Source organism: Pseudomonas sp. S2_F03, assembly GCF_054668335.1.
Map to the genome: position 1 here is coordinate 5,561,129 of NZ_CP162759.1, position 24,607 is coordinate 5,585,735.

A 24,607-nucleotide genomic window follows, 5' to 3' on the forward strand; every position below is an offset into this window, starting at 1 on the left:
ATCGTCAGGTCACCGAGGCCGGGACAGGTTCAGGGGCCGGTTTGCGCAAGGCTTCCAGCCGCGAGCCTGTGTAACGGGTTTCGCGGTAGAAGCGCCAGCCGAATAGGCTGTACACGTTCATGATCCGCCCTTGTTCGTGATACCCCATGCGAATGTGCAGCTTGAGGGCCGGAATGTTGTGGAACTCGCAGACATCCACCACCTTGTCGCAGCCCCGGGCCTGCATGGCTTTCCACAGTTGCAGTTGCAGGTCCACCGACAGCGTGGTGCCCCAATAGGCACGCGTCAGCTCGCCCCCGAATTCGAAGAACTCGCCTGGCTTCACCGGGAACCAGCAGCCGTAGTAATGCTTGTCGTAATAGTTGCGCGCCGCGCCCCAGATGAAGGCGACTGCATTACCTTGATCGTCCAGGTGCATGTGCCCGGTGTAACCCTCGCGGGCGAGTTCGGCCATGGTGGCTACGCGATCACCGAAATAACGGGTAAAAGCCACGGCGTTTTGCGGGGTGATGGTTTCCACGCGCAGTGCAGGGTAGGACTTGAGTTTGTGCGGCGGCACCGGGCTGACCAGGTCGCGTTCCATCCACAGCAGTTCCTGGTGGAAAAACACGTAATGTTTCCAGGCTTTTTTGACCGTGGCCTGCAAGCCTTTTTGTTTGATCTGTTCGCTGAGTTTGTGCAAAACACTCATGATGTGTGCTCCTGACGGCAGTGGCCGTGGTGGGAGTGTTGCGTTGCGCGGCGATAGTCTGCGCGGCAACGCAATCGAGGCGTTCATGAGGCGCTCCAGCTCAAAGCGAACAGGGTTTCTCCTGGCAGATCAAAGCTGACGCGCCCGTTCTGGCAGTGCAATGGCGCGTCGCGGCTGCGGTTGTCGGCGCCGAAATAGCGCAACGACCCGTTGGCCAGCGGGCATGCGGCTCCGCTGAGGCTCACATGCTGTAAACGTCGGCCTTTGTTGACCCCCAACAGGCTGCGTTTATCGTCTTCAGTCATGGCCAGTACGTCGACTGCAAAGGCGTCGTTCTCCAGCTTCAGTACGTTGTGCAGCCAATGTTGCTGGATGAACTGCTGGGCAAAACCCACGGGCTTGAGTTCGAAGCGATCATCCCCGAGCACCTTCAACATGCCCTTTGGGTAGTCCGGTTCATCGGCGGCCTGGAACCAGTTGAGCATCTCCAGCAACCCGTCCTGGGATGAGTTGATGACCACCGACGTCCACCACAGCGAGGCGTAATGGGTGTCTTGATCGTAGGGGCTCAGGCTGGAGCCGCTGGACAGGTTGGTCTGGTCCAGCAACAACGCTTTGCGCGGCCGGCCGTTGCCGTCCAGACCCACCAGGTCGGCGGCGCGGCGTACGCTGTCGCGATACACCCGTGTTGCCAGCAAATCGCGAATCATCCATTCGTGCCAGGCGAGCGCATCGATCTGGTCACCGGATTCGGCCAGCAGGCGTTTCGCCCAATCGATGCCACGCTTATCCGCCGCATTGTCGGCAAACGGACCGTTGACCAAGCGTGAACTGGCTGGCATGGCGATGCGCACGCCGGCCTTGGCGTTGGCCGGATTGCTGCGCACTTGCCGGGCCATGCTGTTGAAGATGTTTTGATAGTGGGCGTAGTCGGGGTAGTTGAGATTTGGCTCATCGGCAAAACCGATGTAATGCGTGCCCTTGCCACCCAGGGCGCGGGTCGAGGCCAGCCAGGCATCGAGACCGGCGTTGCTCAGGGTGTCGGCGCGCAGGTCGGCCTGGCGCTGGCTGCCAGCCAACAGCGTGATGTCTTGAGTAATGCCGAAGCGGTCCTGATAAACCTGGCGAAACGCATCTTCGTACTGCGGTTTTTTCGCCGTGACGTCGACAAAACTGTAGTAGGCACCTGCTTGCGGTTTGAGCGCGTCGAGCACCGCATAACTGGAGGCGGGCGGCATCACGTAGGGCAGGGCGATGCCCAGGTTCGGTGTCGGGCCGAGCACGTCTTTGCCCAGGGTCAGGCGCACGTCGCCCGCATCCTCGCGTAGCGGTTTGAGTTGCTGCGGATTCTGCGCGAACAAGTTGGCGGTGCCGTCGAGCCAGAACGCGACTTTGCCGCTGCCTTGCAAACGCAGGTGCCAGACCTGTTCATCCTTGGCGACCGGCAACTCGACCTGGTCGAACTGCCAGTACGCTCGATACGGTTTCAGCGCCAGCACCACCTGTTTGCCGTCACCCATACGCTGGGCTTGCAAGGCGCCGACCCCACCGTGGAATTTGCCGGCGAGCACCGCGTGTTCACCGGCCGCCACCTTGAAAAACAGCTCGTCGCCGTCATGGGTTTCAGCGCTGAAATGCACCTTGGCCGGGGCGAACAGCGCCACCGTGCGCTCGTCGTGCTCAACCTTGTAGCGGCGGAAACTGTAGCCCGGAATTTCCAGTTGATAGCTGGACGCTCCAGGCGCCAAAGGCCAGCTCTGGGTGCCGCTCAACTCACTGGCGGCGATCAGGCGTTCGCCTTGCAACCGGCCTTTGCCATCGAGCAGGTAAAGGTGTTCTTCGTTGGCGTCTGCTTGCCAGGCCGGGGTCCAGCGCACAGTCAGCGTATCGGGCTGATCTGTTTGCAGGTACAGACTGCCATCGCGAATGTCCGCCCAGCGCATCGGTCCGGCGTAGGCGTCGAGTGTCAGGCCCAGGCTCACCAGCAGCGCGAAATACCTCATGCCGACTTCCTTTGCAGCATCAGCAGCATGGGCGCCACGTCGCTGGGCAGGATGATCAGGGTTTGCCAGGCCGGTACGCCACTCAACCGGCAATACATCACCAGCAGCGCGATCGTCACGACCAGATAAGCGATGGACGAAGCAGCCGCCGCGCCGACGATGCCGTACGCCGGAATCAACACCAGGTTCAGCGCCAGATTGAGCAAGGCGCCGAGGCCCATCAACAGTGAAATGCTGCCGGGGCGATTCTTGCCCAACAGGTCCAGGCGCAGGATGCTCGCGTAGCACAGCCCCAACAGCCCCGGCAGCAACGCCAACAGCGCCGGATACGCCGGTTGATAGACCGCACCAAACAGCGTGACGATCAGCCATTCACCGATCACCGCCATTGTCAGGCAGGCACCGAGCATCACCGTGGCGGTCAGGCGCAGGGCCAGCGGCGTGACCTTGTCGATGCCTTCTTCCTGTTGCAGCAGGCGTTTCATCAGCGGCGTAGTCACCGCTTCCGGCACAATCAGCAGCAACTCGGCGGCGGCGCTGGCCATGGCGTAATGACCGAGCGCGGTGCTGCCGAGCAGGGCGCCGATGAACAGGTAATCAGAGCGCAGAATCACTTGTTGGAACAACAAATCCGGATGGCTGCGTGCGCTGTAGCGCAGCAGTTCGTTCTGACTGGCGCGGTCCCATTGCAACGTCAATGGCTGCTCGCGTTTGAGCCAGACCCATCCCACCAGTACCACCAGGCTGATCCCCGCCAGCCAACTGATCAACGCCGCTTCCAGGGCCGCCTCTTTCCACATCCAGAACAGCGCAAGAAACAACAACAGCGGCGCCAGCGATTCCACCAGGCGCAAGGCATTGAACGCGACCACACCGCCGGAGGCATTGTGCAGCGTCAACAATCCACTCTTGAGCACGGTCAGTGGCACCGCCAACAGCAACAGCCAGGCGAGCAGCCCCAGTTGCGTGGTGATGTCGAGCTCGTTGCCGAATTCGCGCACCAGCGCCACCACCAGCAAGGTCAGCATTCCCGCCAGCAGACAACCGAACACCAACACCTGGCTCAACAACAAGCCCATCGGTCGCTGCTTGGCTGCCTGATAACCGACCGCCGAATTCAGCCCGCCGCTGGTAGCGGCGCTGATCAGGTCGGGCAGGGTGCTGAGCAGCGCGAACAAGCCGCGCTCACTGGGACCGAGAACCCGCGCCAGTAACACATTGCGCAGCAGGCGCAGCGCGATCATCGCCAGTTTGGTGCCCATGCTCAGGGCCAGATGCTTGAGGTAATGGCTACGGCTCATGCGCGAGCCCCGCGATACAAACGCCACGACAGCAATTGCGGATTGCGCGCCACACGCTGGCTGACGCCGAAGCGTGGCAAGTTCAACAGGGTCGTTGGTGCCGCGATAAATCCCGGTGCCGGTGCCCAGGGCGAACGGGAAGTCATGCGCGGCGACCTGTTCGCGCACCCGCGCATCGTTGTCGCCATTGGGGTAGCAATAGACGGGCAGTGGGCGGTTGCAACCATTGCGCAAGGCCTCGCGGCTGCGGCTCAGTTCTTCGTGCAATCGTTGATCGTCGAGGCCGGTCAGGATCGCGTGACTGGCGCCATGCGGACCGAAGCGCACCAGCCCGGAGGCTTCCAGCGAGCGGACTTGATGCCAGTCCAGCGCCTGGGGCAGCGATTCGTCGGGGCAGGTATCGGTCAGTTGATTCAGCGTCATCGGGCTCAGGCTTTTCAGGCTTTTGCAAAAAATGCAGCAAGGCCAGGCTGCGGCGCTCCATATCCAGCTCACCGAACGGCACCGGCAAGGGCCGACCGGCCTCTTGCAGGCACTCGATCAACTGCATCCGGGCCCGTTCCCGTGGCTGCCCCACAGGGTTTCGCCGATGCTTTCCCACCAGAATCGCTGACGGCTGCCGATGAAATCGGTGGACAGGAAAATGCTCGCCGGCACCTGGTACTTTTGCAGCAACGGGTAGGCATTCACCGCGTTGTCGCGCCAGCCATCGTCGAAGGTCAGGGTGATTTTCGGCCGGTCCGACCTGACCTTGCCCGGATGCAAAATCTCCATCAGCGGCACGCAATCGAAGTGTTTCTTCAGCCACGCCAGCAAGTGTTCGAACGCCTTGGGCCCTACGCACAGTTCATTGCGATGGGGCAGGTCGGCGGCAGCGTCGTCGGCCAGTACCCGATGCAACATCAGGATCACCCCGGCGCCTTGCAGCTGAGTGCGCCCCACTGGCGAGTTGAGATAGAGCCAGCCACTGGTGCGCTTTAGTAATTGTTTGATCGCCATGGCGCAGTCCTTTCAACGATTCTGTTCGGGATTCCACTGGGCATAGCGCTGGCCACGCAGGAACTGCCACAGGCCGATGCTCATTCCGGCAAGCGTCACCAGCAGGAACGCGGCCAGGCGAAAGGGCTTGGGCAAACGGTGTTGTGAATCCAGCAGTCCGAGGACGGCGATCCCATAACCGATCAACTGCGCGATCAGGCTCAGGCGGTAAAAACCGTGGTCGTCCCACAGCCAGAAATTGCTCAGCAGCAAGGGCAGCAACAGGATCGGCGCCAGACGCCGGATCAACTTGTGGCTGATCAACGCAATCGAATACAGGCCATGCTTCAACGGGTTGAGCAGTTCGCTGCGCTGCGCCAGGCTTTGCAAACCGCCGACGGTGACCCGCTGGCGACGGCGAGAGGTGTTTGTCCGCTTCATCGACGCCGTGATCGATCACTTGCGCCTCGGGCACATAGACGATGCGCTTGAAGGCCACCGGTGCGCAGGTACTGATAAAGAAGTCATCGTTGACCTCCGCCGGCACGTCCTGGAACAGCTCGCGGCGCAAGGCGAGCAGGGCACCGTCGGCGGAGACCATGCAGCCGGTGCGATTTTCCACCCTGCGCAACCAACCTTCGTAATGCCGATACAGGCTGTCGCCGACGCTCAAGCCTTTGCCAGTGACCGGGATCACCATGTGCCCGGCACAGGCGCCGACCTGCGGATCACTCAGCGGCGCGAGCAAGTGGCCGAGGGTGTCGCGCGACCATTGGTTGTCGGCATCGGTGAACACCAGGATATCGCCGCTGGTCAACGCCACGCCGGCATTCAAGGTCGCGGCTTTGCCCTGGCGCGGCAGGTCGAGCACGGTGATGCGCGGGTCCATCACATTGAGCGCGCAGGCCACCGTGTCGTCGGTTGAACCGTCGCTGGCCAGAATGATCTGCAACGAGGCCGGCTGGTAATCCTGGGCGAGCAGGGTGCGCAGCTTGTGTTCAATGTGTCGCGCTTCGTTGTGGGCGGCGATCACGATGCTCACGTTCATCGGCACAGGCTCGCCATAGCGCGGTGCTGCGAACAGTGGCGCGAGCACGGTCAGCAGCAACGGATAGCCGAGATAGGCGTAAACCGGCAACAACAGGCACAACCAGAAAATGAATTCAGCCACGGGCGGGCCTCCTGGCATTCCAATGACAAAGGCTGAGGATGAATGCGGCGCCTGCCAGGTGCAGACGCACCCAATGCAGGCCCCAGAGTTGAGTGACCAGGCAGATGTTGCGGTGCTCGTGACTCTGACGCAGGCTCAGCATGAGTGCCGGCAGGGCAGTGAGCATCAACATGATCGCCGCATGATGCGGAAAGCCATTGAACAGCGCAGAAATCGCCATCAAGTCGAGCACCCAGGCCGCGAGTGACAACAGCGGAAACCGCAACAGTCGCAGGCTTATGCCATGGGTGCGCAACAGTTGCAGATGACTGCCCTGGCGCCACATCTCCTTGCCCATCCATTCACGCCAATTGGCTTCGTAGCCCCAATGTATAGCGACGCTTTGGTTGACGATCAGCAGGCGCGCGCCGGCTTCATGCAGACGCAGGGTGAATTCTTTGTCCTCGCCGGTGCGCAGGTTCTCGTTAAAGCCACCGACTTTGTCGAACCAGATGCGGCGCAGCAGCAAATTGGCACTGGAGCAACCAATCCACGGCGTGCGCGCCATTGCGCGAAGGGCGAAGCGTGCGACGTTGCCAGGCGGTGGCATACCAGGGCGCCTCGGCCGGGGTGTGCAGGTCCAGGCCGAAAACATCGGCTTGCGCCGTGGCTTCGATCGCGAGCAGCTGCGTCAGCCAGTCCTCGGGCATTTCGATGTCGGCATCAATAAAGGCCAGCCATTCACCGCTGGCAACGGCCGCTCCGCGATTGCGCAGCGCACCGATCAGCAAGCCGGGCTGCACCAGCACCTGGGCGCCGAACTGATGGGCAATGTGCGGGCCCTGATCGTCGGAACCGTTGTCGACCACAATCAACTCGCATTCCAGGTCGGCGGCATGTGCGGCCTTTTGCGCGGCCAGCAGGGTGCGTGCAATGTGGCGGGCTTCGTTGTACATCGGGATGACAATGCTGATGCGGCTCATGCCCGGGCCTCCGGCAGTGAACGATCTTCGGCTTTCAATCGCAGCACGCTGGTCAGGGCGAGCATGATCCACACGTACTTTTGATTCGGTGCGCTGAGGAACATCAAGAACAGCGTCAACGAGAGAAAACTCATGCTCAGGTGTGTCAGCAGATCGGCTTGGTCCTGATTGTTGCGCTGCAGCCACAGGCGGCGGGCGCGGGCCAGGTTGTACAAGCCGAGGGCGAGCATGCCGACAAACAGCAGGCCGGCGGGAATCCCCAGTTCACTGAAGATTTCCAGGTAAGTATTGTGGGCCCGGCGGTACAAATCGCCGGCTTTGCGGTTGGCCGAAAACGCCTTGGCATAACCGGTGGTGGCGTAATGCATTGGGAAGGTCCCGGGGCCGGTTCCCAGCAGCGGGTTTTCCCGGATCATGTCGCTGCCGACCACAATGTAGGAGGCGCGACGGCCGAGGGATTCGTCCTGACTCTTGGCCCCCGCGCTCAAGATGCTCAAGGACTGGATACGCGCGACATAACCCGCCGGCATCGCATAAATGGCCAGTGGAATCACAATCACCACGCCGAGCATGGCGAACCCCAGGTGCCGCGCACGGATGCGCGACAGGTGCGTGCGGTAGTGCCACGCGCCGATCATCAGGCTCAGGAACAACACCACCAACCCCGAGCGCGATTCGGTCTTGGTCATGCCGCCCAACAGCAAAATGCAGCACCCGCCCCAGAACAGGCGTTGCAGCAGGTTTGGGCTGCGAATCGCCAACATCAAACCGAGCGGCACGGCGAAGGCGATCAGCATGGCGAAGGCGTTCGGGTCTTCCAGCAACCACGGCGGCGCGGCCCTGATCCTGATATTTGCTGGACAACATTGCCAGCATGCACGTTATCGTGACGCTGACGGTGACCAGTTTGGCGAACAGGTCCAGGTTCAGGTCCCGACCAATCAGCAGGGTGATTACAAACAGGATCAGGCCGACGCTCAGTTCTCGCAGGTGCCCCAACGACATGCCCATGTCGTCGGTGTTCAACAGGCTGAGCAGGTACAGCGCCAGGAACCCGATCAGGAAACGCCAGATATTGCTGCGCAGGCGTTCGGACGGCAGTTGGTGGATGGCCAATTGCAACATCAGGATCAGCGCCAGCGACGCGCCGATGAACTTGGTGCCCGACAGCGAACTGTCCTTGAAGAACCCTTCGAACGGCACCAGTGCCGCAATGCCGAGCAAGCCCCAGGTGGGTTTGCGGTACAGCATCGCGATACCGACCAGGCCCAGCACCGCGCCCGGTGCCAGGTACGGATAGGGCTGGCCAGCAAACCGAGGCAAACCAGGCCGAGCAAACTGACGATCGAGAGCGGAAAGATCACGCGCGAGCCTCCCGTGCGGTACGGATATAAAGCTGGCGACCAGCGTTCGGCCAATGCCTTGAGGTCGTAGCGCTCCAGTTGGGTACGTTTTGCGTTGTCGACCAATTGCGTGGCCAGTGCCGGTTCCGTCAGCAAAGTGTCAATCTGGCGGGCGAGGGCGGCGCTGTCGGCGGGTGCCGCCAGCAAGCCGTTGTGCCGATCCTCCAGCACATCAGGAATCCCGCCGACACCGAACGCCACCACCGGCACCCCGGCCTGCATCGCTTCGAGCAAAATCATCGGCGTGCCTTCGGTGCGCGAACTGATCACCAGCGCATCGAGTCGGCGCCACCACGCATGCATGTCGGTCTGATAACCCGGCAAGTTGATGCGCGCCTGCAAACCCGCCGCGTTGATGCGCGCCAGCAGCGATTCCTGTTCCGGGCCGTCGCCGAGCATCACGGCATCCAGTTGCGGGTGTTGCTGACACAGTGGAATCAGCGCATCGAGAAACAGGTCGGGGCCTTTTTCGCTGCTCAGCCGCCCGACGTAACCGGCCAACCAGCGCGGGCGCTTCTCGTTGGGCGCAAGCAGGCTGGTAGCGGCGGGCAACCCATTGGGAATCACCTGCAACTTTTCCGCTCGCACGCTGGCCTGACGGCACAGTGCGGCGATGCTTTCGGCGACGCAGACCACACGATTCACCGAGGCGGTGCGGCACAGTTGCAGGCTCAGCCAGGTGTAGAATTTCTGCTTGCGGCTGCGCGGGGTGAAACCGTGCTGGGTGATCACCAGCGGCAAGCGCAACACAGTGGCGCCAACCCAGCCAAACAGCAGGCCTTTGAAATTGTGTGTGTTGATCAGCGGCCATTCCGCCCGGCGCTGACGCAAATGCGCCAACAACGGTCCGAGTCCCGCGCAGTCCCGGCAATCCACGCCGGCCTGGCGAAACCGTGCGATCAGCTCTGGCGGCGCATCGAGAAACAGCACCTGGTGCTGCCCCGGCGTCGCCAGACAATGGTCCAGCAGCATCCGCTCAGCCCCATAAAAGCCACCGCTGCTGAGCAAATGAATGATCGGCAGGGCGGTGGCGGGGTTGAGCGGCGCGTTCAATTGCGCACCCAATGCACAAGGCTTGGCACGGACCAGTTCTTGTGCGGGTTGGTCGGCTCGACGTTTTGATCATTGATCACCAACAGCACCGGCAGGCCCAGTTCATGGGTGATTTGCGCCGGGGCTTTGAAGCGGTGATCGAAGAACTCACGCACATAGACCAGTGCAATGGCCAACAGCAAGCCGGTGAGCAAGCCGAACGGGATGATCAGCAACGGTTTTGGAAACGCCGCTTCGGTCGGTTCGTACGGCGGGCTCAGGACCCGGGCGTTGGACAAGTCGTTGTCCAGCGAACGCGAGGTGCTGCTTTCAGCAAAGCGCTGCGCATAGGTGGAGAACGCCGCGTGCAAGGCGTCGATCTCGGTGTCCATCTGCCGCAGCTTGCTCTGGGTTTCCTGCAACTGATGGATACGATTCTTGAACTCGGCGATGCGCGCGGTCTTCTGGTCAATCACCGAGCTGATAATTGCCAGGTCGTTGGTGCGCTCTTGAATCCGGTTGCTCACCACTTTCAGAAACTGCTGGCGGGTGCGGGCAATTTGCTCGCGGGTCAGCAGCATCGGTTCGCTGCCCGGCTGGAAGATCGCCAGGTCGTTCATGTAGCGGCTGACCTGAGTGGTCAGTGCCTCACCCATCTGTTTGATCTCGCGATCTTCAAACGCCACGTTGTCCACGGTGGTGGTGAAGGTGTAGGGGAAGGTGTAGTCGTTGAGTTTGGAATTGCTGGCGGCGGCCAGGCTGGTTTTCAGGTAGTCGAGCCAGCGTTGGCTTTGCAGCAGGCGATCCTGATACAGGTTGAGCGCTTGCTCCTCGGTGTTGATCGCGTTGAGGCGGAACGTGATTTCTTCCTTGGGATCAGAGGAGGCGACATCTTCAAGCAAGGCCAGCCGATTACCTTCCAGGCCATCGAGACGGGTCTGGTACTGCTTCTTTTTGGTTTCGTAGAAGCTTTGCGGCAGGTCGATCGATTGCAGTTCCTGACGGCTGGCCAGGTAGTTTTGCAGCAATGCCGCGACAAATTTGGTGCCCTGGGACGGATCGGGGAAGCTGTAGATGATCGAAATCACGTTGGAGCCGGGCAGGGTTTCGATCTTCAAACTATCGATCGCCTGTTGGGTCAATGTGTCCAGTGCCGTGTCACGCACCGGATCGATCTCCATACCCAGCGCGGCTCTCACCGGGTTGATCAGGTGTTCGCGCAGCGGCGTGGTGACGAATCGCTTGAACGGCTGAGCCACCAGTTTGTTGAACACACCGGGAGCGGGGCTGTATTCACCCTTGTCGCGTAACTCGGCAATGGTCTGCCGGATCAGGGCCGGGGAGCGCAGGATGTTGCTCTCGGTTTCCATGTCCGCCAGCGATGGCGGAATGAAGGTGGCGTTGTCCACGGTCAGGGATGTGGTGGCGTCGCCCTGGGAGAGTTTTTTCGACTGCACGATGACTTGCGCGGTGATGTCGAAGCTCTGTTTGAGCAGCAGCGGCAAGACCAGGGCGATCACTGCAAAGACCAGGAACACCCGCTTCACCAGTTGCTTGTTGGCGAAGAAGATCCTGAAGAACTCATGCAGGTAGTTTTCCTTTGGATTCATGTCAGGTCACCTGAGAGTCAGTTGTTGTTGTCGTCTTTGTTGTCGAGGCGGTAGCCAAAACTCAGGCCCACACCCTGGAACAACACAACGTCCGCCAGTTGCCGCGCGAGCTCACCGGCGCTGGCCAGTTTGGTCTTGGGCACGTAGAGCATGTCGTCCGGTTGCAGGTAGGCGATTTGCGAGGCATCGCCGGCCAGGGCTTTCTCCACGTCATAACGCACGGCCTTAACCTGATTGCCGTTGCGACGCATGATCACCACCGAATCGAGCCGCGCCTTGGCATTGCTGCCCCGTGCCAGGGTCAGCGCTTCAAGCACCGAGACTGGTCGGCGAATCGGGTACGAACCCGGTTGTCCGACTTCGCCCAACACATAGATTTCGTTGCCCGCTGTGGACTTGAGCAGCACGTCGACGGTCATCCGCCCCGGCAATTGCGCGTAGCGTTTGTTGAGGAAGGCTTCCAGTTGATTGACGGTCATGCCTTGCAGTGGCACGGCACCGATTTCCGGGAAACTCCGCATAGCCGTCAGTGCCCACGGTGATCTCCCGGCTCATGCCGGTGGCGGGGTGGTTCAGCGCGCTTTTGAGGTTGGACTCATTGCTCAGCGGGCTGATGACTTGCACGGTCAACTGATTGCGGTTCGGCTGGAACAGTTGTTTGCGCTGATAGGCACGCTGGATTTCCTGGCGCGCTTCTTCGGACGACAACCCGGCGATCTTCACCGAGGTGTTGGCGCCGGGCAATTCGATGGTGCCGTCGGGCAGCACCAGTTGATTGCCGTTGAGCTGGCTGGCCGCGGTGAAGTTCAGGCCGATCTGATCACCGGACTGGATGCGGTAGGCATCCGAGCCGCTGGTACTGATGTGGAAGATCACGTCCAGCACATCCTGTGGCCGCAAAGTCTGCTCGACCTTGGGCATGTCGGTGGCCTGGGCGTTGGCAGGTGTGGCCGTGAGGATCTGTACCGGCATTTGGGTTTCAGTCGTATTGCTGGAGCAACCTGCGAGCGGCAGCAACAGCAGGACAAGCATTTTGGCGTTCATGGCGTCATCCTTTTTCTGGTTGCTTACAGGTTTTTGTACAGCCATTTGGGCATGTAGTACTTGCGGCGGTTGAACACACTGCCCACCAGCTTCGCGCCGGCCTGGGTCAGGCGCTGGACCGCGGCTTGCGCGACTTCCCAGCGCGTGTCTTCGGCGCGCACGACCATGATCACGCCGTCCACCTGGGTGCTGATGACCAGCGTGTCGGTGGCGCAATACACCGCGTCACCGTCGATCACCACGAAGCGATACCGGCTACCGAGTTGATCGAGCAACGGGCTTATGCTTTCCGCGGTCAGGTGTTCGGTGCCGTGCGCATAGCGGCCGTTGGGCAAAATGTCGAAGGGCAGGCTGGCGACATTCACTACACAGTCCTGCAGCATCGGCGGGCTCTGGGTGTTGAAGATCAGGTCGCGAAAACCACGTTCTTTGCTCAGCCCCAGCTGCTGCGTGAGGTTGGTTGAGGATTGGCTGGCGTCGACCAGCAGCACCTGGCCGCTGCTCATCTGTGCCAGTTGCGTGGCCAGGGCCAGTGCGCTGGTGGTGGTGCCGGCGCCGGGGTTGGCGGCGGTCAGCAGCAGGATCCGCAGATTTTGATCGAGCACGGTCGACGTCAGGTTGGACTCGCTCGGGTTGGCAATGCTCAGGCTTTTGGCTGATGAACCGTCCATTTAACTCGCTCCGTGGCCGCTGAATACTTTGAAGGGGGTTTTCAACAGGATCTTCAGATCAAGCAAAAGGCTCTGCTCGGCGATATAGCTGAGATCCAACTCAACGCGCTGGTCGAAGTCGATATTGCTGCGCCCGGAGATCTGCCACAGGCCGGTCATGCCGGGGTAGATGCTCAGGCGTGCAAGGTGATTGTCCTTGTAGCGGTAGGCGTTGAATGAAGTAGGCCTGGGACCCACCAAGCGCATGTCGCCGGTCACTACATTGATCAGGTTCGGTAGCTCATCCAGGCTGCTGCGCCGCAGGAAGCCGCCGATACCGGTGATGCGCGGGTCCTTGTCGATCTTGAAGTCGATGGCGTCGGCACCGTGTTTGTTCAGGTGGCGCAGCGACTCCTTGAGCTCCTCGGCGTTAGCCACCATGGTGCGGAATTTGTACATGCCAAATTTTCGGCCGCGATAGCCGGTGCGTTTCTGTACGAACAACACCGGCCCCGGGCTGCTGAACTTGATCGCCAGCGCCAGGCCCAGCAGCATCGGCGAAATCAGCACCAGGATCATCAGCGCACCGACACAGGCGAAAACCCTGTTCGTGCGCGACAGCGTCCAGGGCCGGCCGCCGTCACGGCCGGTGATCCAGCCGCGCCCCTGCATGTGAATCGCCGCGTCCATGCGAATCCGGTGCTCGGGATCGAGGCGTTTGTTTCGGCACAATTGATCGAGGGGCACACTCTTTTCATGTCCAGTCATAGGGTCCTCCGCTGATGTTCAGCCGCGAACGGCGCGTGGGCGATAGGCAGTGGGTAGTAATCGCGGAACCAGGCGATGAAACGCCCGAGTCCTTCATCCAGCTCAATGCTCGGCTGGAAACCGGTGGCGCGCGCCAGGTCGCTGGCATCGGCGCAGGTGTTGAGCACATCGCCCGGTTGCAGCGGCAGCAACTCGACGATGGCTTTTTGTCCGAGGTGTTTCTCCAGCAGCGCCAGGTAGTCCTTGAGTTCCACCGGGTGCTGGCCACCAATGTTGTAGATGCGCCATGGCGCCATGCTGCTGGCCGGGTCGGGTTGCTCGCGGTCCCAATCGGCATTGGCCTGCGGCGCACGCTCGATCAGGCGGGCGATGCTTTCGATGATGTCGTCGATATAGGTGAAGTCGCGCTGATGCTCGCCGTAGTTGAACAACTTCAGCGGCTGACCCTCGGCGATGGCGCGGGCGAACTGGATCGGCGACATGTCTGGTCGCCCCCAAGGCCCGTACACCGTGAAAAAGCGCAGGCCGGTGCACGCAATGCCGAACAGGTGGCTGTAACTGTGGGCCATCAGTTCATTGGCTTTTGGTCGCGGCGTACAGCGACAACGGGTGGTCGACGCCGTCCTGCACCGAGTACGGCGTGTGCTGGTTGGCGCCGTACACCGAACTGGAGGAGGCATAGATCAGGTGCTTGACCGGGTGCCGGCGGCAGCTTTCGAGAATATTGAGGAAGCCGCTCAAATTGCTGTCGAGGTAAGCGCGGGGGTTTTCCAGTGAGTAACGCACCCCGGCCTGGGCGGCGAGGTGGATCACCACCTCGGGTTTTTCACGGGCGAACAGGGCCTCGATGGCCGACGCATCGGCCAGGTCCATCGTGGCGAGCTGGAAATGGCCGGCCTGCTCGCGCACCCAATCCACGCGGTCGTGTTTGAGTTGCGGGTCGTAGTAATCGTTGAAATTATCGAGGCCGAATACCTGATGCCCGTCGCGCAACAGCCGCAACACACAATGGGCACCAATGAATCCGGCGGCACCGGTGACGAGGATCTTCATGGACGCGGTGCCTCGGGTGCAATGTGCTGCAAACCGATAGCGCTGTAATGCAAACCCTCTTCCAGAGTGCTGGAAAACATCGGCTCACAGAGCGGCGGAACTGTTTGTTGCAGCTGTTTGATATTGTTTGAATTAATGTCGACACACAGGACGCGATGTCCGACATCGGCCAGTGCTGTTACTTGTATCGGGCCAACGCAGCCCGTACCAAATACGCTCACGTCCATATCGGCGTGCCTCGTAAGACGGTTGAGATAACAAAGAAAAGACTGTCAAAAGGGGTATAGCCCAGCGTTGGCCAAACGTGTCAGCAAAATGACATGATGTTGTGGTAAGGAGCCCCGTTTTCGGGGGCTAAATGCCATCAAGTGCTTGTTGGCGCTGGATTTGTCGCGGTTTTGAAGGGTTTTTAGGATTAAAATTAAACGATAGACGGTCTCGCGTGCACAAAATTGGGGAATCTGTCCCCACAAGTGTGTCAGTTTTGAGTCAACGTTTTTTTGACGCGCTGTGTAAAAGTCCGACATTTCTTGCGGTTTGATGGCTCGGTGCTAGTGTCAAAAAATAACCGACAATCTATTGGCCAAATGCTCTTTGCAAGTACCGGAAAGATAATGATTCGATATCTCAAAGAACTGTTGTTAGTTGTCTATTTGTTTAAGAATTATGACTATTACCTCGAACGTTTGAGCGCGATGGGCCTCGGTTTGCCGGTGTTGCTGTTCGGCGGCATGTTTATCGTATTGACGGTGGCGCTGTTTATGACCGCTTACATTCGTCAGTCGCTGATTCGCCATTTATTGGCGCTGGTGATGTTCGTGTCCGCGGTATTTTTCGACGTCTATACGCGAGTCACGGCCGATTACCTGACCTACAGCAGCTTCGTGTCGCTGGTGTATTCCGGCGGGTTCATTCAGGAAGCGATCTACCAGTACCGCGACGCGATCATCAGTGGCGTGGTCGGTGGCTTGCTGTTGTTGTTCGGCATCGGGCTTAAGCCGCGCCGGCGCATGCCGCTGCCCGGTGCGTTGCTGGTAGCGGCGCCGGTACTCGGGGTGCTGCTGCTCAGTGCGGTGTTGTTCGTGCGGGCCGGCGAGGGCGCCCGGGGCTTGCCGATCATGTACACACCGCTGGCTTATCTGAACCTGTTTACCTATGAAGCCTTGCACAACACCGTTGGCCCGCGTGAGCCGGTGAGCCTGGCGCGGAACAATCAGCCTGTGGGCCACGACATTGTGCTGATCATCGACGAGAGCATTTCCGGCAACTACCTGGACATCAACGCGCCGTTCGGTGTGCACAGCAACCTCAAGGAACCGCGTCCGGGTGTCGAGATTTTCAACTACGGCTACGCCGCATCCATCGCCAATTGCAGCGCCGATACCAACGTCACGTTGCGTTACGGTGGCACCCGTGCTGACTACATGCGCATCAACAGCACGCTGCCGTCGATCTGGCAGTACGCGAAGAAGGCCGGCCTGCGCACAGTCTACATCGACGCCCAGCGTACCGGCGGCAACCTGCAGAACCTGATGAACGACACCGAGAAAAAGGACATCGACGAGTTTGTGCAATTCGACCAGACCAGCGTGCGTGACCGCGACATGGCGGCGGCGGCCAAGCTGATCGAACTGTTGAATGACGGTCAACCGCAACTGGTGGTGATCAATAAGGTCGGCGCGCATTTTCCGGTGCATGATAAATACCCGGATGCGTTCATGGCGTACCGCCCGACCTTGCCTCGCGGGCAGTTTGTGGAAGTAGCGGACACCGGCAAGCGTGATGGTTTTAACGGTCAGCCGGATGACTGGGTGCTGTACCGCAATGCCTACAAGAACACCTTGCTGTGGAACGTCGGCGAGTTTTTCTCACGGGTGTTCGTGCAAGCCGATTTGAGCAACGCGTTGCTGATATACACCTCGGACCACGGACAGGATCTGCATGAGCGGGGCAATCCCGGGCTCAATACCCATTGCGGTGGTGACCCGGTGGAAGAGGAGGGGTTGGTGCCGCTGGTGGTGATCCAGGGCAGCACGTTGAAGACCCTGGATTGGCAGGCACAATTGCCGGTCAACAAGGATCGCTCCAGCCACTACAACATCTTCCCCACGCTGTTGCAGTTGATGGGGTATGACCTGACGGGAATTGAGGCGGTGTACGGCAAACCGTTGAGCGTGCCGACGGCCGATGCATTCACGTTTAACTACCGGTTCAATGCGCGCCTCGGGGCGCAACCGCAGTGGAAACATATCGATCTGAACAGCATCGTGACGCCCTCGCAGGCGCCTGCGAGTGTGGCGGTGGGGCAGTAAGGTTTTAGGTTGGCAGGACCGGCCTCATCGCGAGCCTGCTGAACTGGCCTAATAATTTCGGACACCTCTTAAGGGCGATATGATTTCGCCAACTTGGAGGCTCCATGAACGAAAGAAAGGTCTATACGCGCGAGTTCAAGCTTCATGCTGCCAGCATGGTGCTTGATGATAACTGCCCGGTTTCAGATGTTTGTGCATCGCTGGATATCGGGCCCACCGCTTTACGGCGCTGGGTCGATCAGGTTCGTAAGGAACGTGAAGGGCAGCCAGTCAAAGGCACCAAGGCAATCACCGAAGATCAGCGCCAGATCCAGGAACTAAAAGCCAAGATCAAGCGCATGGAGATGGAAGCCGATATCCTAAAAAAGGCTACCGCTCTCTTGATGTCGGATCCCGATCGTTTTCGATGATCGCAGAGCTAAGAGAGTCATTCCCGACGGCTGTGGTGTGTCGTGTTTTCGGTGTGAAGCGCAGCAGCTTTTATGAGTGGATTCAGCGACGCGCCAAACCGAGGCGCAAACGCGAAGAGCTCAAGCTGAAAGTAGTTGAGCTGCACAGCGAAAGCCGCGAAGCCATGGGCTCCAGAATGATCAGTAAAGGCCTGAAATCCCAAAGCATTACAGCTGGAAGGAGTCTTGTCAGAGCGCTGATGAGAGAGGCCAATATCGTCAGTAAACAACGCCAGCCTCACCCTTTCAGATCCAAAGGAGTGGAAGCATTTGTCGCGCCCAATCGGCTCAAGCGCAACTTCAAACCGACTGCAATCGATCAGGTTTGGTGTGGCGACGTCACCAGTTTGATGGTGGGCAAACGTTGGGTTCATCTGGCCATCGTGATCGATCTGTATGCCCGAAGGGTTATTGGCTGGGCATTTTCTCTGGTCAATGACGCCAACTTGGTCAGCAAAGCGCTGCGTATGGCGACAGAGGTACGAACGTGTCCTCCTGGACTGATGTTTCACTCAGATCAGGGATGTCAGTACACCAGTCGCAAGTTTCAAGAAGAGCTGCTGCAACACGACATTTTGCAAAGCATGAGTCATCGCGGGCAGTGCTGGGATAATGCGCCGACAGAACGCTTTTTCGGCACGCTCAAGTCAGAGTGGGTGCCTCGTGGCGGTTACAGCCTGATCGAGGAAGCCAAAACCGATATCGTGCGCTTCTTCATGTACTACAACCGCACCAGACTCCATAGCTATAACGACTACCTGTCGCCAATAGCCATGGAGCAAAAGCGGCATAAACACCGTAATCGGTGTCCGAGATTACTTGACCAGTTCATGCTCACTCCTACAGGGGGTGTGAACGCCACAAATCCAATGTAGGGAGTGAGCCTGCTCGCGATGGCGTCGGCCCGGTCATCACTCATCTGAAGGCTGCACCCACCGCGTCCGATACACCCCCGGCGCACACCCCAGCCAGCGCAAACAGGCGCGGTTGAAACTCTGCACATCGCTGTAGCCCAACCGGTCGGAAATCTCCACCAACTCCAGGTCTGCCGCCTGCAACAAATCTTCCGCGCGGCAGCGCCGGTACTCATCCTGCAGCTGCGAAAAACTCCAGCCCAGCGCCTTTAACCGGCGTGCCGCCGTGCGTTCCAGCAAATGATGGTCGTTACAAAACTGCTGCCAGTTGGCGCTGGCCAGATCGGCGATCAAATGGTCGCTGACTTGCTCCAGCAACGTAGGCTCGCTGTTGCGCCGGGTCTGTTCCAGCAACTCCACCAGTGTGTGTTCCAGCTCATGGTTGCCCGGCGTCAGCGCGGTCACGAACAACTGTCGGTCCAGGCGAATCGAATGGTGCGGTTGTGCCCAGCGCACCGGTGCGCGGAACGCCTGTTCGTGATCGGTCAGGTTGGCGGTCCTTGGCCACGCGAGGCCAACACTCAACACCGGATCACGTTCCAGGCCACTGGCGAGAAACTTGCGGCGCAGCATGCTGCACAGGCTGATGAGGATGTAATCGGTGGTCGCCGCACCGGCTTTCACGCTGCCGCAGTCGATCAGGCGCAATTCCACACCGTCATCGCTGCGCACGATCTGGGCCTGGAAATGCCCGTTGAAGAACGGGAAAAACCGCTCGAAATACGCGCAGGCACTTTCCAGTGACGCCGCCACATCGAACAGGTAGGTCAGGCCGTTGGTGGCGGTGGAAACGAAGCGACGGCCCGCCGCCAGACCGATCAAACGGTCGCCGGTCTGCTCCAGCGCAAAAGTCCAGAAGCGCCGCGACAGGAACAGCGGAATGCGCATGAAGGGCGTGCGCAGCTCGAACAGGCTGCGTCGAAACAGACCTTCGAGGGTATCCCGGGCAACGCCTCGGGCCAGCAGTTCTTCGATGGCCGGCAGCAAGGTCGGCGCATAAAACGCATTCGGTCTTGATTGATGGGACCTTGGTTGATGGGGCAGTCGCTGATCGCTTTTTGTCATGTAGGGCTCACAGCATGTTCCGGGACACTGGTTAGGCTGCTCGACGTTAAGCGATTTGCCGGAGCAAGACCATGCTTGATTTACGCCAGCTCGACCTGAACCTGCTGCTCGCCTTCGATGCCATTTACCAGCAACGCAGTGTCACCCGTGCCGCCGAAGTGATGTGCCTGTCGCAACCGGCCATGAGCAATGCGCTGCGCCGCCTGCGCGAATTGTGTGGCGATCCGCTGTTCATCAAAAGCCGTCTGGGCGTGACGCCGACGCTGGTCGCGCACCGTTTGGCGGACTATGTGCGCGCCGCCCTGGAATCATTGCGCGATGGTTTGCGGATGATTCCGGCGGCGCCGGCAGAACAATCCGTTGTTACGCATCAGCTGCCTGGATTGCCTGCAACCGGTGCTGCTCGATGCCTTGCTCGAATCCCCCCAGGCCGACTGGCAGGTGCGCTATTTCCAGCCGCGCCGTCGCGATGCCTTGCAGGAGCTGGCCAGCGGCAAACTCGACATCCTCATCGACCTCGACCAACCGCTGGCCGGGCTCGCCGGGTTGCACAAGCAGGTGTTGCCGGCCGACCATTACGTGTTTGCCTATGGCACCGCGCTCAAGGAACCGCCGCGCACCCTGCAAGCCTTTCTTGAGCAACCGCAGATTCAGATTTCCAGCCGCCGCGACGGCCTCAGCCCGGTGGACTTGCATCTGGGCTTGAAAGGTCTGCGCCGAACGATTGCGGTGAACACCCAAAGCACACTGGCCGCCAAGCTGATCGCGGATCGGCAGCCCTTCGGCATGAGCCTGCCAAGCCGGGTCGCCAGCGTACTCGGGCTTCAACAGGTGCCGTTGCCGCTGGACGAATCGGTAGAACTGAAGCTGGCGCTGTACATCGAGGGCCGTTACCGCTTTGAACGCAGCCGTGAAGAAGCAATGCATTGCCTGCTACGCGCCTTGGGTGAGCCGCGAGCGATGATGCAGTCATTTGCGCGTCGCGCCTGATTCAAAAGCAACGCAGAACCCCTGTAGGAGCCGAGCTTGCTCGCGATGGGGCCATAACATTCAGCCTCTATGTGACTGATATGCCGCCATCGCGAGCAAGCTCGGCTCCTATAGGTTTTGCGGTGTTAGACCTGATCCACCGCGAGCAATCGCTGGTCCACCGCCAGGATCGCTTCCACCATCGCCAGCGCTGCCGGCGTCAAGGAATGACCGGGGCGGCTGACGATGCCGTAGTGCAATTGCAGGGCCGGGTCATCTCTGGGGATGTCGGTAAAAGTCAGCAAGTGGATATGCCCCTGGCTGGCCAGTTCATCGAGGGCTTCCATGGTCGCGATGCCGACGGCGTCGGAGTGCATGACCACCCGGCGAATCGCATCGAATTGCGCGCATTCGACGCTGGGGTTGAAGTCCGGCTCGCCCTGCACATCGGCGAGGATCTTGCGAATCATCGGCGGAATCCGGGTGCCGACCACGGCGTAGTCGAGCAGGGCGCGAAGGGGCAGGCGTTCACCCGTCGCCAAGGGGTGGCCGACGCGGCAAAAAAATCGCCCGCGACGGGGCCGCAACAGTTGCACCTGATACTGCGGATCACCGGTGAAGTAACGCGAATCGGCCACCAGAAATTCGATCTGCTGTTCACGCAGCCACAGCGCCAGTTGCTCCCAGTCGCCCAGGTGAAAGCTGGTGCGAATCGCCAGGTGCGCTTGAATGAACTGCGCCAGCGCCTCGGGCACCAACAGTTGCGCCGGGTAAGGACCGCAGCCGAAGTGCAGTTCGCCGCCCGTCAGGCCGTTGTATTGAGTCAGCTCGTTGTGCAGCGCCTGGCTGCCGGTGAGCAAGCGCCTGGCGTGTTGCAACACCAGTTCGCCCTGGCCGGTCAGGCGGAACTCGCGGCTGCTGCGTTCCACCAGGGCACAGCCGAGGTCCCGCTCCAGGGTCTGGATGCTGCGACTGAAGGCCGGTTGGCTGAGATTGATCGCCTCGGCGGCGCGGCCAATTACGGTAATCGGCGAGCGCCACGAGGTGGCGAAGCTGGCGTAGGTCCATCATGCGTCTCCTGCATTCCTGGAATACTTTAATGCATTGGATCGATACCATGACCACTGGCACAACTACAACCCTGTTTACTCGTCGTAGCCTGCCATGCCTGATCAACCGTTCGTTTCCAGCGCCTTTACCCGCACCATTCTCAGCCACGCCCAACAGTCCGGTTTGTGCCGGGAGCAATTGCTGCAACGGGCCGGCATCAACTTGTCGTGCCACGATGGGCAAGGGCTGCCGGTTCCCGCGCACCTCGTCGAAAAGCTTTGGAGTGAATGTGAACGTCTGGGCGCGGGCGCGACGTTTGGCTGTGAACTGGTCAACGGGATGGCGACCAATTGCCTGCAAGGGCTGAACATTTTGCTGGACTCCGCCACGACCCTGCGCGCCAGCCTGGTCTGTTTCACCGAGTTCCTGCCGACGTGTCACCAACTACGTGATGGCCGAACTGGAAGAGGCGCACGGGCAGGCCCGATTGCACTTGCGCGCGACGGACCAGCAGCCGCATTTTTTCGGTCTGGATGCCGCGGCGTTGACCCTGGTGCGCAACATCGCCCGACGGGTCGGACGGGCGCCGGGCGAGGTGTTTGTCGAGGTCTGCCTCACGCCGCAACAGGCCGCGGGGCAGTGGTTACGCAGCGTCGGCATCGACGTGCACGAGGGGCCGCACCTGTGCCTGACGATTGCCCTTGGCCAGCCTCGACGAACCGCTGCTGGGGGCCAATCCGTTCTTGCATCAAAGCATGCTCAGGCACTGGCAAACCGCCGCCGCGCACACCACCCGCAGCGACAGCCTGGACATGGCGCGGCATTGGCTGACGGCCGGTGATCAACCCATCGAACGAATTGCCGAACGCCTCGGTTACCGTCAGCCGAGCAACTTCATCCGGGCCTTTCGGCAAACAGTTCGGCATCACCCCCAAGCAGTTTCGCCTCTCCTTGTAACCACACAGGTCTGTGGCGGCTGACGAGCTCCAGCGAGGCTGCGTCCGGCTGCGAAGCAGTCGTGAGATCAGGCGGCGTGGTGTTTCAGTAAGACCGCGCGTGCCGGATTCACGACCGCTTCGCAGCCGGACGCAGCCTCGCTGGAGCTCGTCAGCTGCTACAGAGCCGGACGCAGCCTCGCTGGAGCTCGACAGCTGCTACAGAGCCGGACGCAGCCTCGCTGGAGCTCGACAGCTGCTACAGAGCCGGACGCAGCCTCGCCGGAGCTCGACAGCTGCTACAGGTCGAAGTGGCGGTGATGATTACTTTTGTCGGCCATCGCTTGCGTGTCGGCACTGATTGTTGGGCACCGTGTCCGGGCTGAGTAAATCTGACCGGAGCCTAATAATGATAAGAAAAAGCTCGGCCACAGCCGGGAGTCCGACCGCGACTTCACAGGCTTGGCCACACCCGCCCGCAACCGCTTGCGCTGGCGATCCTCGCTGTCTTGACCGGGCCGGCCCAGGCCACCAGTTACGAGATCAACGAGGACTGGAGCCTGTCGACCAAAACCACCCTGACCCTGGGCAGCAGTTGGTCGACACAAAACCCCGACAAAAGCCTGATGACCCGCGCCAACGCGCGCAAGCCCAAGGCGTGCGCGCCAACGGCACCAGCGTCAGCGCCGAGCGACAACCGGCTGAACTTCGAGAAGGGCGACCCCATCTCGCAGATATTCAAGGGCCTCACCGATTTCAGTCTCGATGGCCGGGGCCAGGGGGCGTTCGTTCGCTTCAAGTACTGGTACGACCACGCCTACGAAACCGGCAATGGCCGCTTCAAGGATTTCGACGATTCGGGCTGGGATGACCTGTCGAAGTTCCAGGGTTTCAAGACACTCGACGCCTACGTCTGGAAAGATTTCCAGGTGGCCGACCACCCGTTGAACGTCAAGGTTGGCAACCAGGTGTTGTCGTGGGGCGAGGCGTTGCTGATCCAGAACGGCATCAACGTGATTAACCCACTGGACATCTCGGCGTTCAACCGCCCCGGTGTGGAAATCAAGGAAGGCCAGTTACCGGTGGAGATGGTCTCGCTTCAGCTTCGGCCTGACGGACAGCCTCAACCTCGAAGGTTTCTACCAGTACAACTGGCGGCCCAGCGTACCCTCGACGGTTGCGGCACGTTCTTCGCCAGCAGCGATGCCATCCAGCCTGGTTGCGGGCCGTTGTATTTGAGTCAGGTGCAGACCGATCAACAAATGCAGGCCGCGGGGTTGTACGCCACAGCCCGAGGTAATGAATCACCGTCCGACAACGGTCAGTTCGGCTTCGCCTTGCGCAACATCATCCATTCGCTGAACGATGCCGAAGCGGCGATCTACTACATCAACTATCACTCGCGCCTGCCGTATTTCACCCTCAATGCGAAGAACACCAGCCTGCCCGGCACGTTCCCCGGCGGTGTCCAGGCGCCGAGTTATGCGGCGGCGTTTCCGGAAAACATTCACCTGTACGGCATCAGCCTCAACGGCGTCGAGCCCTACACCGGTATTTCCCTGGCCGGTGAATTGAGCTATCGGCCGAACATGCCACTGGCGATCAACGCACCGGACATCAACGTTGCGGTGATCTCCGGACCGGGCGGCAGTTCGTGGGTTGACCTGCCACCGGGCTTCAGCACGACCAATGGCAGTCGCTACGACGGTTGGGTGCGCAAAGGCGTCTGGCAGATGACCGGCTCGGCCACCCAGGCCATCGACAACGTGCTGGGCGCTACGCGCCTGAGCCTGTTCGGTGAGGCTGGTGTGGTGCACATCGACGACCTGGGTGACGAACGTCTGGGCCGCAACTCTGCGTTTGGCCGCAGTGCGCCGCGCAACGGCACGCTGTGCAACACCGTGGCTTCGGGCGTCACCAACCAGTACTGCACCGACAAAGGGTTTGCCACCGAGTGGTCGTGGGGTTATCGCCTGCGCGCCAGCCTCGAATACAGCGACGTGCTGCCCGGCGTCAACCTGATTCCGGCGGTCAACTGGCGACAAGACATCTCCGGTTATTCCTACGATCCGCAAGGGCCGTTCCAGGAAGGCCAGCAAGCGTTGGGCGTGAGCCTGACCGGCGTCTACATGAACGATTACAGCGTCGAACTGGCCTACAACGCCTTCTTTGGTTCCAACGATTACAGCACCCTCGACGACCGCGATTTCGCATCCGTCAGCTTCAAGGCAGACTTCTAAGGAGAAC

At 60.4% G+C, this 24,607-nt stretch carries 15 protein-coding genes and 10 pseudogenes; 8 read left to right on the plus strand and 17 right to left on the minus strand.

Going from position 1 to position 24,607, the window contains the following annotated elements:
* Window positions 1–4: 4 nt before the first annotated feature.
* The 14 genes and pseudogenes from AB4N76_RS26080 to AB4N76_RS26145 form a co-directional block, all read right to left on the minus strand.
* Window positions 5–691, minus strand: coding sequence for a hypothetical protein (locus AB4N76_RS26080; RefSeq protein ID WP_046027940.1), 687 nt, complete (start codon window positions 689–691; stop codon window positions 5–7).
* An 83-nt stretch (window positions 692–774) separates the two neighbouring features.
* On the minus strand, window positions 775–2,694 hold the full coding sequence (locus tag AB4N76_RS26085) for a hypothetical protein (RefSeq protein ID WP_046027938.1): 1,920 nt from the start codon (window positions 2,692–2,694) through the stop codon (window positions 775–777).
* A complete protein-coding gene (locus AB4N76_RS26090) occupies window positions 2,691–3,995 on the minus strand; it encodes a lipopolysaccharide biosynthesis protein (RefSeq protein WP_046027936.1) in 1,305 nt (434 codons plus the stop codon). Before AB4N76_RS26090 ends, AB4N76_RS26085 begins: the two co-directional genes overlap by 4 nt.
* Window positions 3,992–4,994: pseudogene (locus AB4N76_RS26095) on the minus strand (polysaccharide deacetylase family protein). The gene AB4N76_RS26090 and the pseudogene AB4N76_RS26095 overlap by 4 nt, the downstream one beginning before the upstream one ends.
* Before the next feature lie 12 nt (window positions 4,995–5,006).
* Window positions 5,007–6,144 (minus strand): annotated as a pseudogene (locus AB4N76_RS26100) (glycosyltransferase).
* Window positions 6,137–7,106: pseudogene (locus AB4N76_RS26105) on the minus strand (glycosyltransferase). Before AB4N76_RS26105 ends, AB4N76_RS26100 begins: the two co-directional pseudogenes overlap by 8 nt.
* Window positions 7,103–8,470: pseudogene (locus AB4N76_RS26110) on the minus strand (O-antigen ligase family protein). Before AB4N76_RS26110 ends, AB4N76_RS26105 begins: the two co-directional pseudogenes overlap by 4 nt.
* A pseudogene (locus AB4N76_RS26115) lies at window positions 8,467–9,574 on the minus strand (glycosyltransferase family 4 protein). Before AB4N76_RS26115 ends, AB4N76_RS26110 begins: the two co-directional pseudogenes overlap by 4 nt.
* Window positions 9,559–11,151 carry a GumC family protein gene (locus AB4N76_RS26120; protein ID WP_046027927.1) on the minus strand — a complete coding sequence of 531 codons (1,593 nt, stop codon included), beginning with the start codon at window positions 11,149–11,151 and terminating at the stop codon, window positions 9,559–9,561. The pseudogene AB4N76_RS26115 and the gene AB4N76_RS26120 overlap by 16 nt, the downstream one beginning before the upstream one ends.
* 17 nt (window positions 11,152–11,168) lie before the next feature.
* Window positions 11,169–12,195: pseudogene (locus AB4N76_RS26125) on the minus strand (polysaccharide biosynthesis/export family protein).
* Between the two features lie 23 nt (window positions 12,196–12,218).
* A complete protein-coding gene (locus AB4N76_RS26130; protein WP_046027924.1) occupies window positions 12,219–12,866 on the minus strand; it encodes a CpsD/CapB family tyrosine-protein kinase in 648 nt (215 codons plus the stop codon).
* Window positions 12,867–13,613, minus strand: coding sequence for a sugar transferase (locus AB4N76_RS26135; protein ID WP_460163735.1), 747 nt, complete (start codon window positions 13,611–13,613; stop codon window positions 12,867–12,869).
* A pseudogene (locus tag AB4N76_RS26140) lies at window positions 13,610–14,666 on the minus strand (NAD-dependent epimerase). Before AB4N76_RS26140 ends, AB4N76_RS26135 begins: the two are co-directional and overlap by 4 nt.
* Before the next feature lie 50 nt (window positions 14,667–14,716).
* A pseudogene (locus tag AB4N76_RS26145) lies at window positions 14,717–14,893 on the minus strand (UDP-glucose 6-dehydrogenase); the annotation flags it as partial.
* A gap of 387 nt (window positions 14,894–15,280) precedes the next feature.
* Here AB4N76_RS26145 and AB4N76_RS26150 point away from each other — a divergent pair.
* The 3 genes from AB4N76_RS26150 to AB4N76_RS26160 all read left to right on the plus strand — a co-directional run bounded on the left by AB4N76_RS26150 (window position 15,281) and on the right by AB4N76_RS26160 (window position 18,302).
* The gene (locus tag AB4N76_RS26150) at window positions 15,281–16,978 is read left to right on the plus strand and encodes a sulfatase-like hydrolase/transferase (protein WP_046027918.1); all 1,698 of its coding nucleotides are present in this window, start codon (window positions 15,281–15,283) and stop codon (window positions 16,976–16,978) included.
* A 104-nt stretch (window positions 16,979–17,082) separates the two neighbouring features.
* Window positions 17,083–17,388 (plus strand): IS3 family transposase, encoded by a 306-nt coding sequence (locus tag AB4N76_RS26155; RefSeq protein WP_046033372.1) that lies wholly within the window; start codon window positions 17,083–17,085, stop codon window positions 17,386–17,388.
* The gene (locus tag AB4N76_RS26160; RefSeq protein ID WP_460163736.1) at window positions 17,385–18,302 is read left to right on the plus strand and encodes an IS3 family transposase; all 918 of its coding nucleotides are present in this window, start codon (window positions 17,385–17,387) and stop codon (window positions 18,300–18,302) included. Before AB4N76_RS26155 ends, AB4N76_RS26160 begins: the two co-directional genes overlap by 4 nt.
* A 36-nt stretch (window positions 18,303–18,338) precedes the next feature.
* On the opposite strand, the gene AB4N76_RS26165 is transcribed toward AB4N76_RS26160, so the two are convergent.
* A complete protein-coding gene (locus tag AB4N76_RS26165; protein ID WP_460163737.1) occupies window positions 18,339–19,406 on the minus strand; it encodes an AraC family transcriptional regulator ligand-binding domain-containing protein in 1,068 nt (355 codons plus the stop codon).
* Between the two features lie 71 nt (window positions 19,407–19,477).
* Between AB4N76_RS26165 and AB4N76_RS26170 the strand changes: the two are divergent.
* Both AB4N76_RS26170 and AB4N76_RS26175 read left to right on the plus strand, forming a co-directional pair.
* Window positions 19,478–19,609 (plus strand): annotated as a pseudogene (locus AB4N76_RS26170) (LysR family transcriptional regulator); the annotation flags it as partial.
* A gap of 157 nt (window positions 19,610–19,766) precedes the next feature.
* Window positions 19,767–20,396: a type 2 periplasmic-binding domain-containing protein gene (locus AB4N76_RS26175; protein WP_460164675.1), complete on the plus strand. Its 630-nt coding sequence runs from the start codon at window positions 19,767–19,769 to the stop codon at window positions 20,394–20,396.
* Window positions 20,397–20,521: 125 nt separating this feature from the next.
* Here AB4N76_RS26175 and AB4N76_RS26180 read toward each other — a convergent pair whose 3' ends face one another.
* Together AB4N76_RS26180 and AB4N76_RS26185 are read right to left on the minus strand one after the other, a co-directional pair.
* Complete coding sequence (locus AB4N76_RS26180; protein ID WP_460163738.1) at window positions 20,522–21,304, minus strand: LysR family transcriptional regulator; 783 nt, start codon at window positions 21,302–21,304, stop codon at window positions 20,522–20,524.
* Window positions 21,305–21,319: 15 nt separating this feature from the next.
* A pseudogene (locus AB4N76_RS26185) lies at window positions 21,320–21,403 on the minus strand (LysR family transcriptional regulator); the annotation flags it as partial.
* A 470-nt stretch (window positions 21,404–21,873) separates the two neighbouring features.
* Here AB4N76_RS26185 and AB4N76_RS26190 point away from each other — a divergent pair.
* The 3 genes from AB4N76_RS26190 (at window position 21,874) to AB4N76_RS26200 (ending at window position 24,600) form a co-directional block, all read left to right on the plus strand.
* Complete coding sequence (locus tag AB4N76_RS26190; RefSeq protein WP_460164676.1) at window positions 21,874–22,266, plus strand: hypothetical protein; 393 nt, start codon at window positions 21,874–21,876, stop codon at window positions 22,264–22,266.
* Entirely contained in the window at window positions 22,238–22,405 is a 168-nt protein-coding gene (locus AB4N76_RS26195; protein WP_460164641.1) for a helix-turn-helix domain-containing protein, read from the plus strand. The genes AB4N76_RS26190 and AB4N76_RS26195 overlap by 29 nt, the downstream gene beginning before the upstream one ends.
* 464 nt (window positions 22,406–22,869) lie before the next feature.
* The gene (locus AB4N76_RS26200) at window positions 22,870–24,600 is read left to right on the plus strand and encodes a DUF1302 domain-containing protein (RefSeq protein ID WP_460163739.1); all 1,731 of its coding nucleotides are present in this window, start codon (window positions 22,870–22,872) and stop codon (window positions 24,598–24,600) included.
* The last annotated feature ends 7 nt before the right edge of the window (window positions 24,601–24,607 follow it).

Bases quoted from the DNA above. Each gene is read 5' to 3' on its own strand.
- AB4N76_RS26080 (WP_046027940.1), bottom strand. From the start codon at position 691: ATGAGTGTTTTGCACAAACTCAGCGAACAGATCAAACAAAAAGGCTTG.
- AB4N76_RS26085 (WP_046027938.1), bottom strand. From the start codon at position 2,694: ATGAGGTATTTCGCGCTGCTGGTGAGCCTGGGCCTGACACTCGACGCC.
- AB4N76_RS26090 (WP_046027936.1), bottom strand. From the start codon at position 3,995: ATGAGCCGTAGCCATTACCTCAAGCATCTGGCCCTGAGCATGGGCACC.
- AB4N76_RS26120 (WP_046027927.1), bottom strand. From the start codon at position 11,151: ATGAATCCAAAGGAAAACTACCTGCATGAGTTCTTCAGGATCTTCTTC.
- AB4N76_RS26130 (WP_046027924.1), bottom strand. From the start codon at position 12,866: ATGGACGGTTCATCAGCCAAAAGCCTGAGCATTGCCAACCCGAGCGAG.
- AB4N76_RS26135 (WP_460163735.1), bottom strand. From the start codon at position 13,613: ATGACTGGACATGAAAAGAGTGTGCCCCTCGATCAATTGTGCCGAAAC.
- AB4N76_RS26150 (WP_046027918.1), top strand. From the start codon at position 15,281: ATGATTCGATATCTCAAAGAACTGTTGTTAGTTGTCTATTTGTTTAAG.
- AB4N76_RS26155 (WP_046033372.1), top strand. From the start codon at position 17,083: ATGAACGAAAGAAAGGTCTATACGCGCGAGTTCAAGCTTCATGCTGCC.
- AB4N76_RS26160 (WP_460163736.1), top strand. From the start codon at position 17,385: ATGATCGCAGAGCTAAGAGAGTCATTCCCGACGGCTGTGGTGTGTCGT.
- AB4N76_RS26165 (WP_460163737.1), bottom strand. From the start codon at position 19,406: ATGACAAAAAGCGATCAGCGACTGCCCCATCAACCAAGGTCCCATCAA.
- AB4N76_RS26195 (WP_460164641.1), top strand. From the start codon at position 22,238: ATGGCGCGGCATTGGCTGACGGCCGGTGATCAACCCATCGAACGAATT.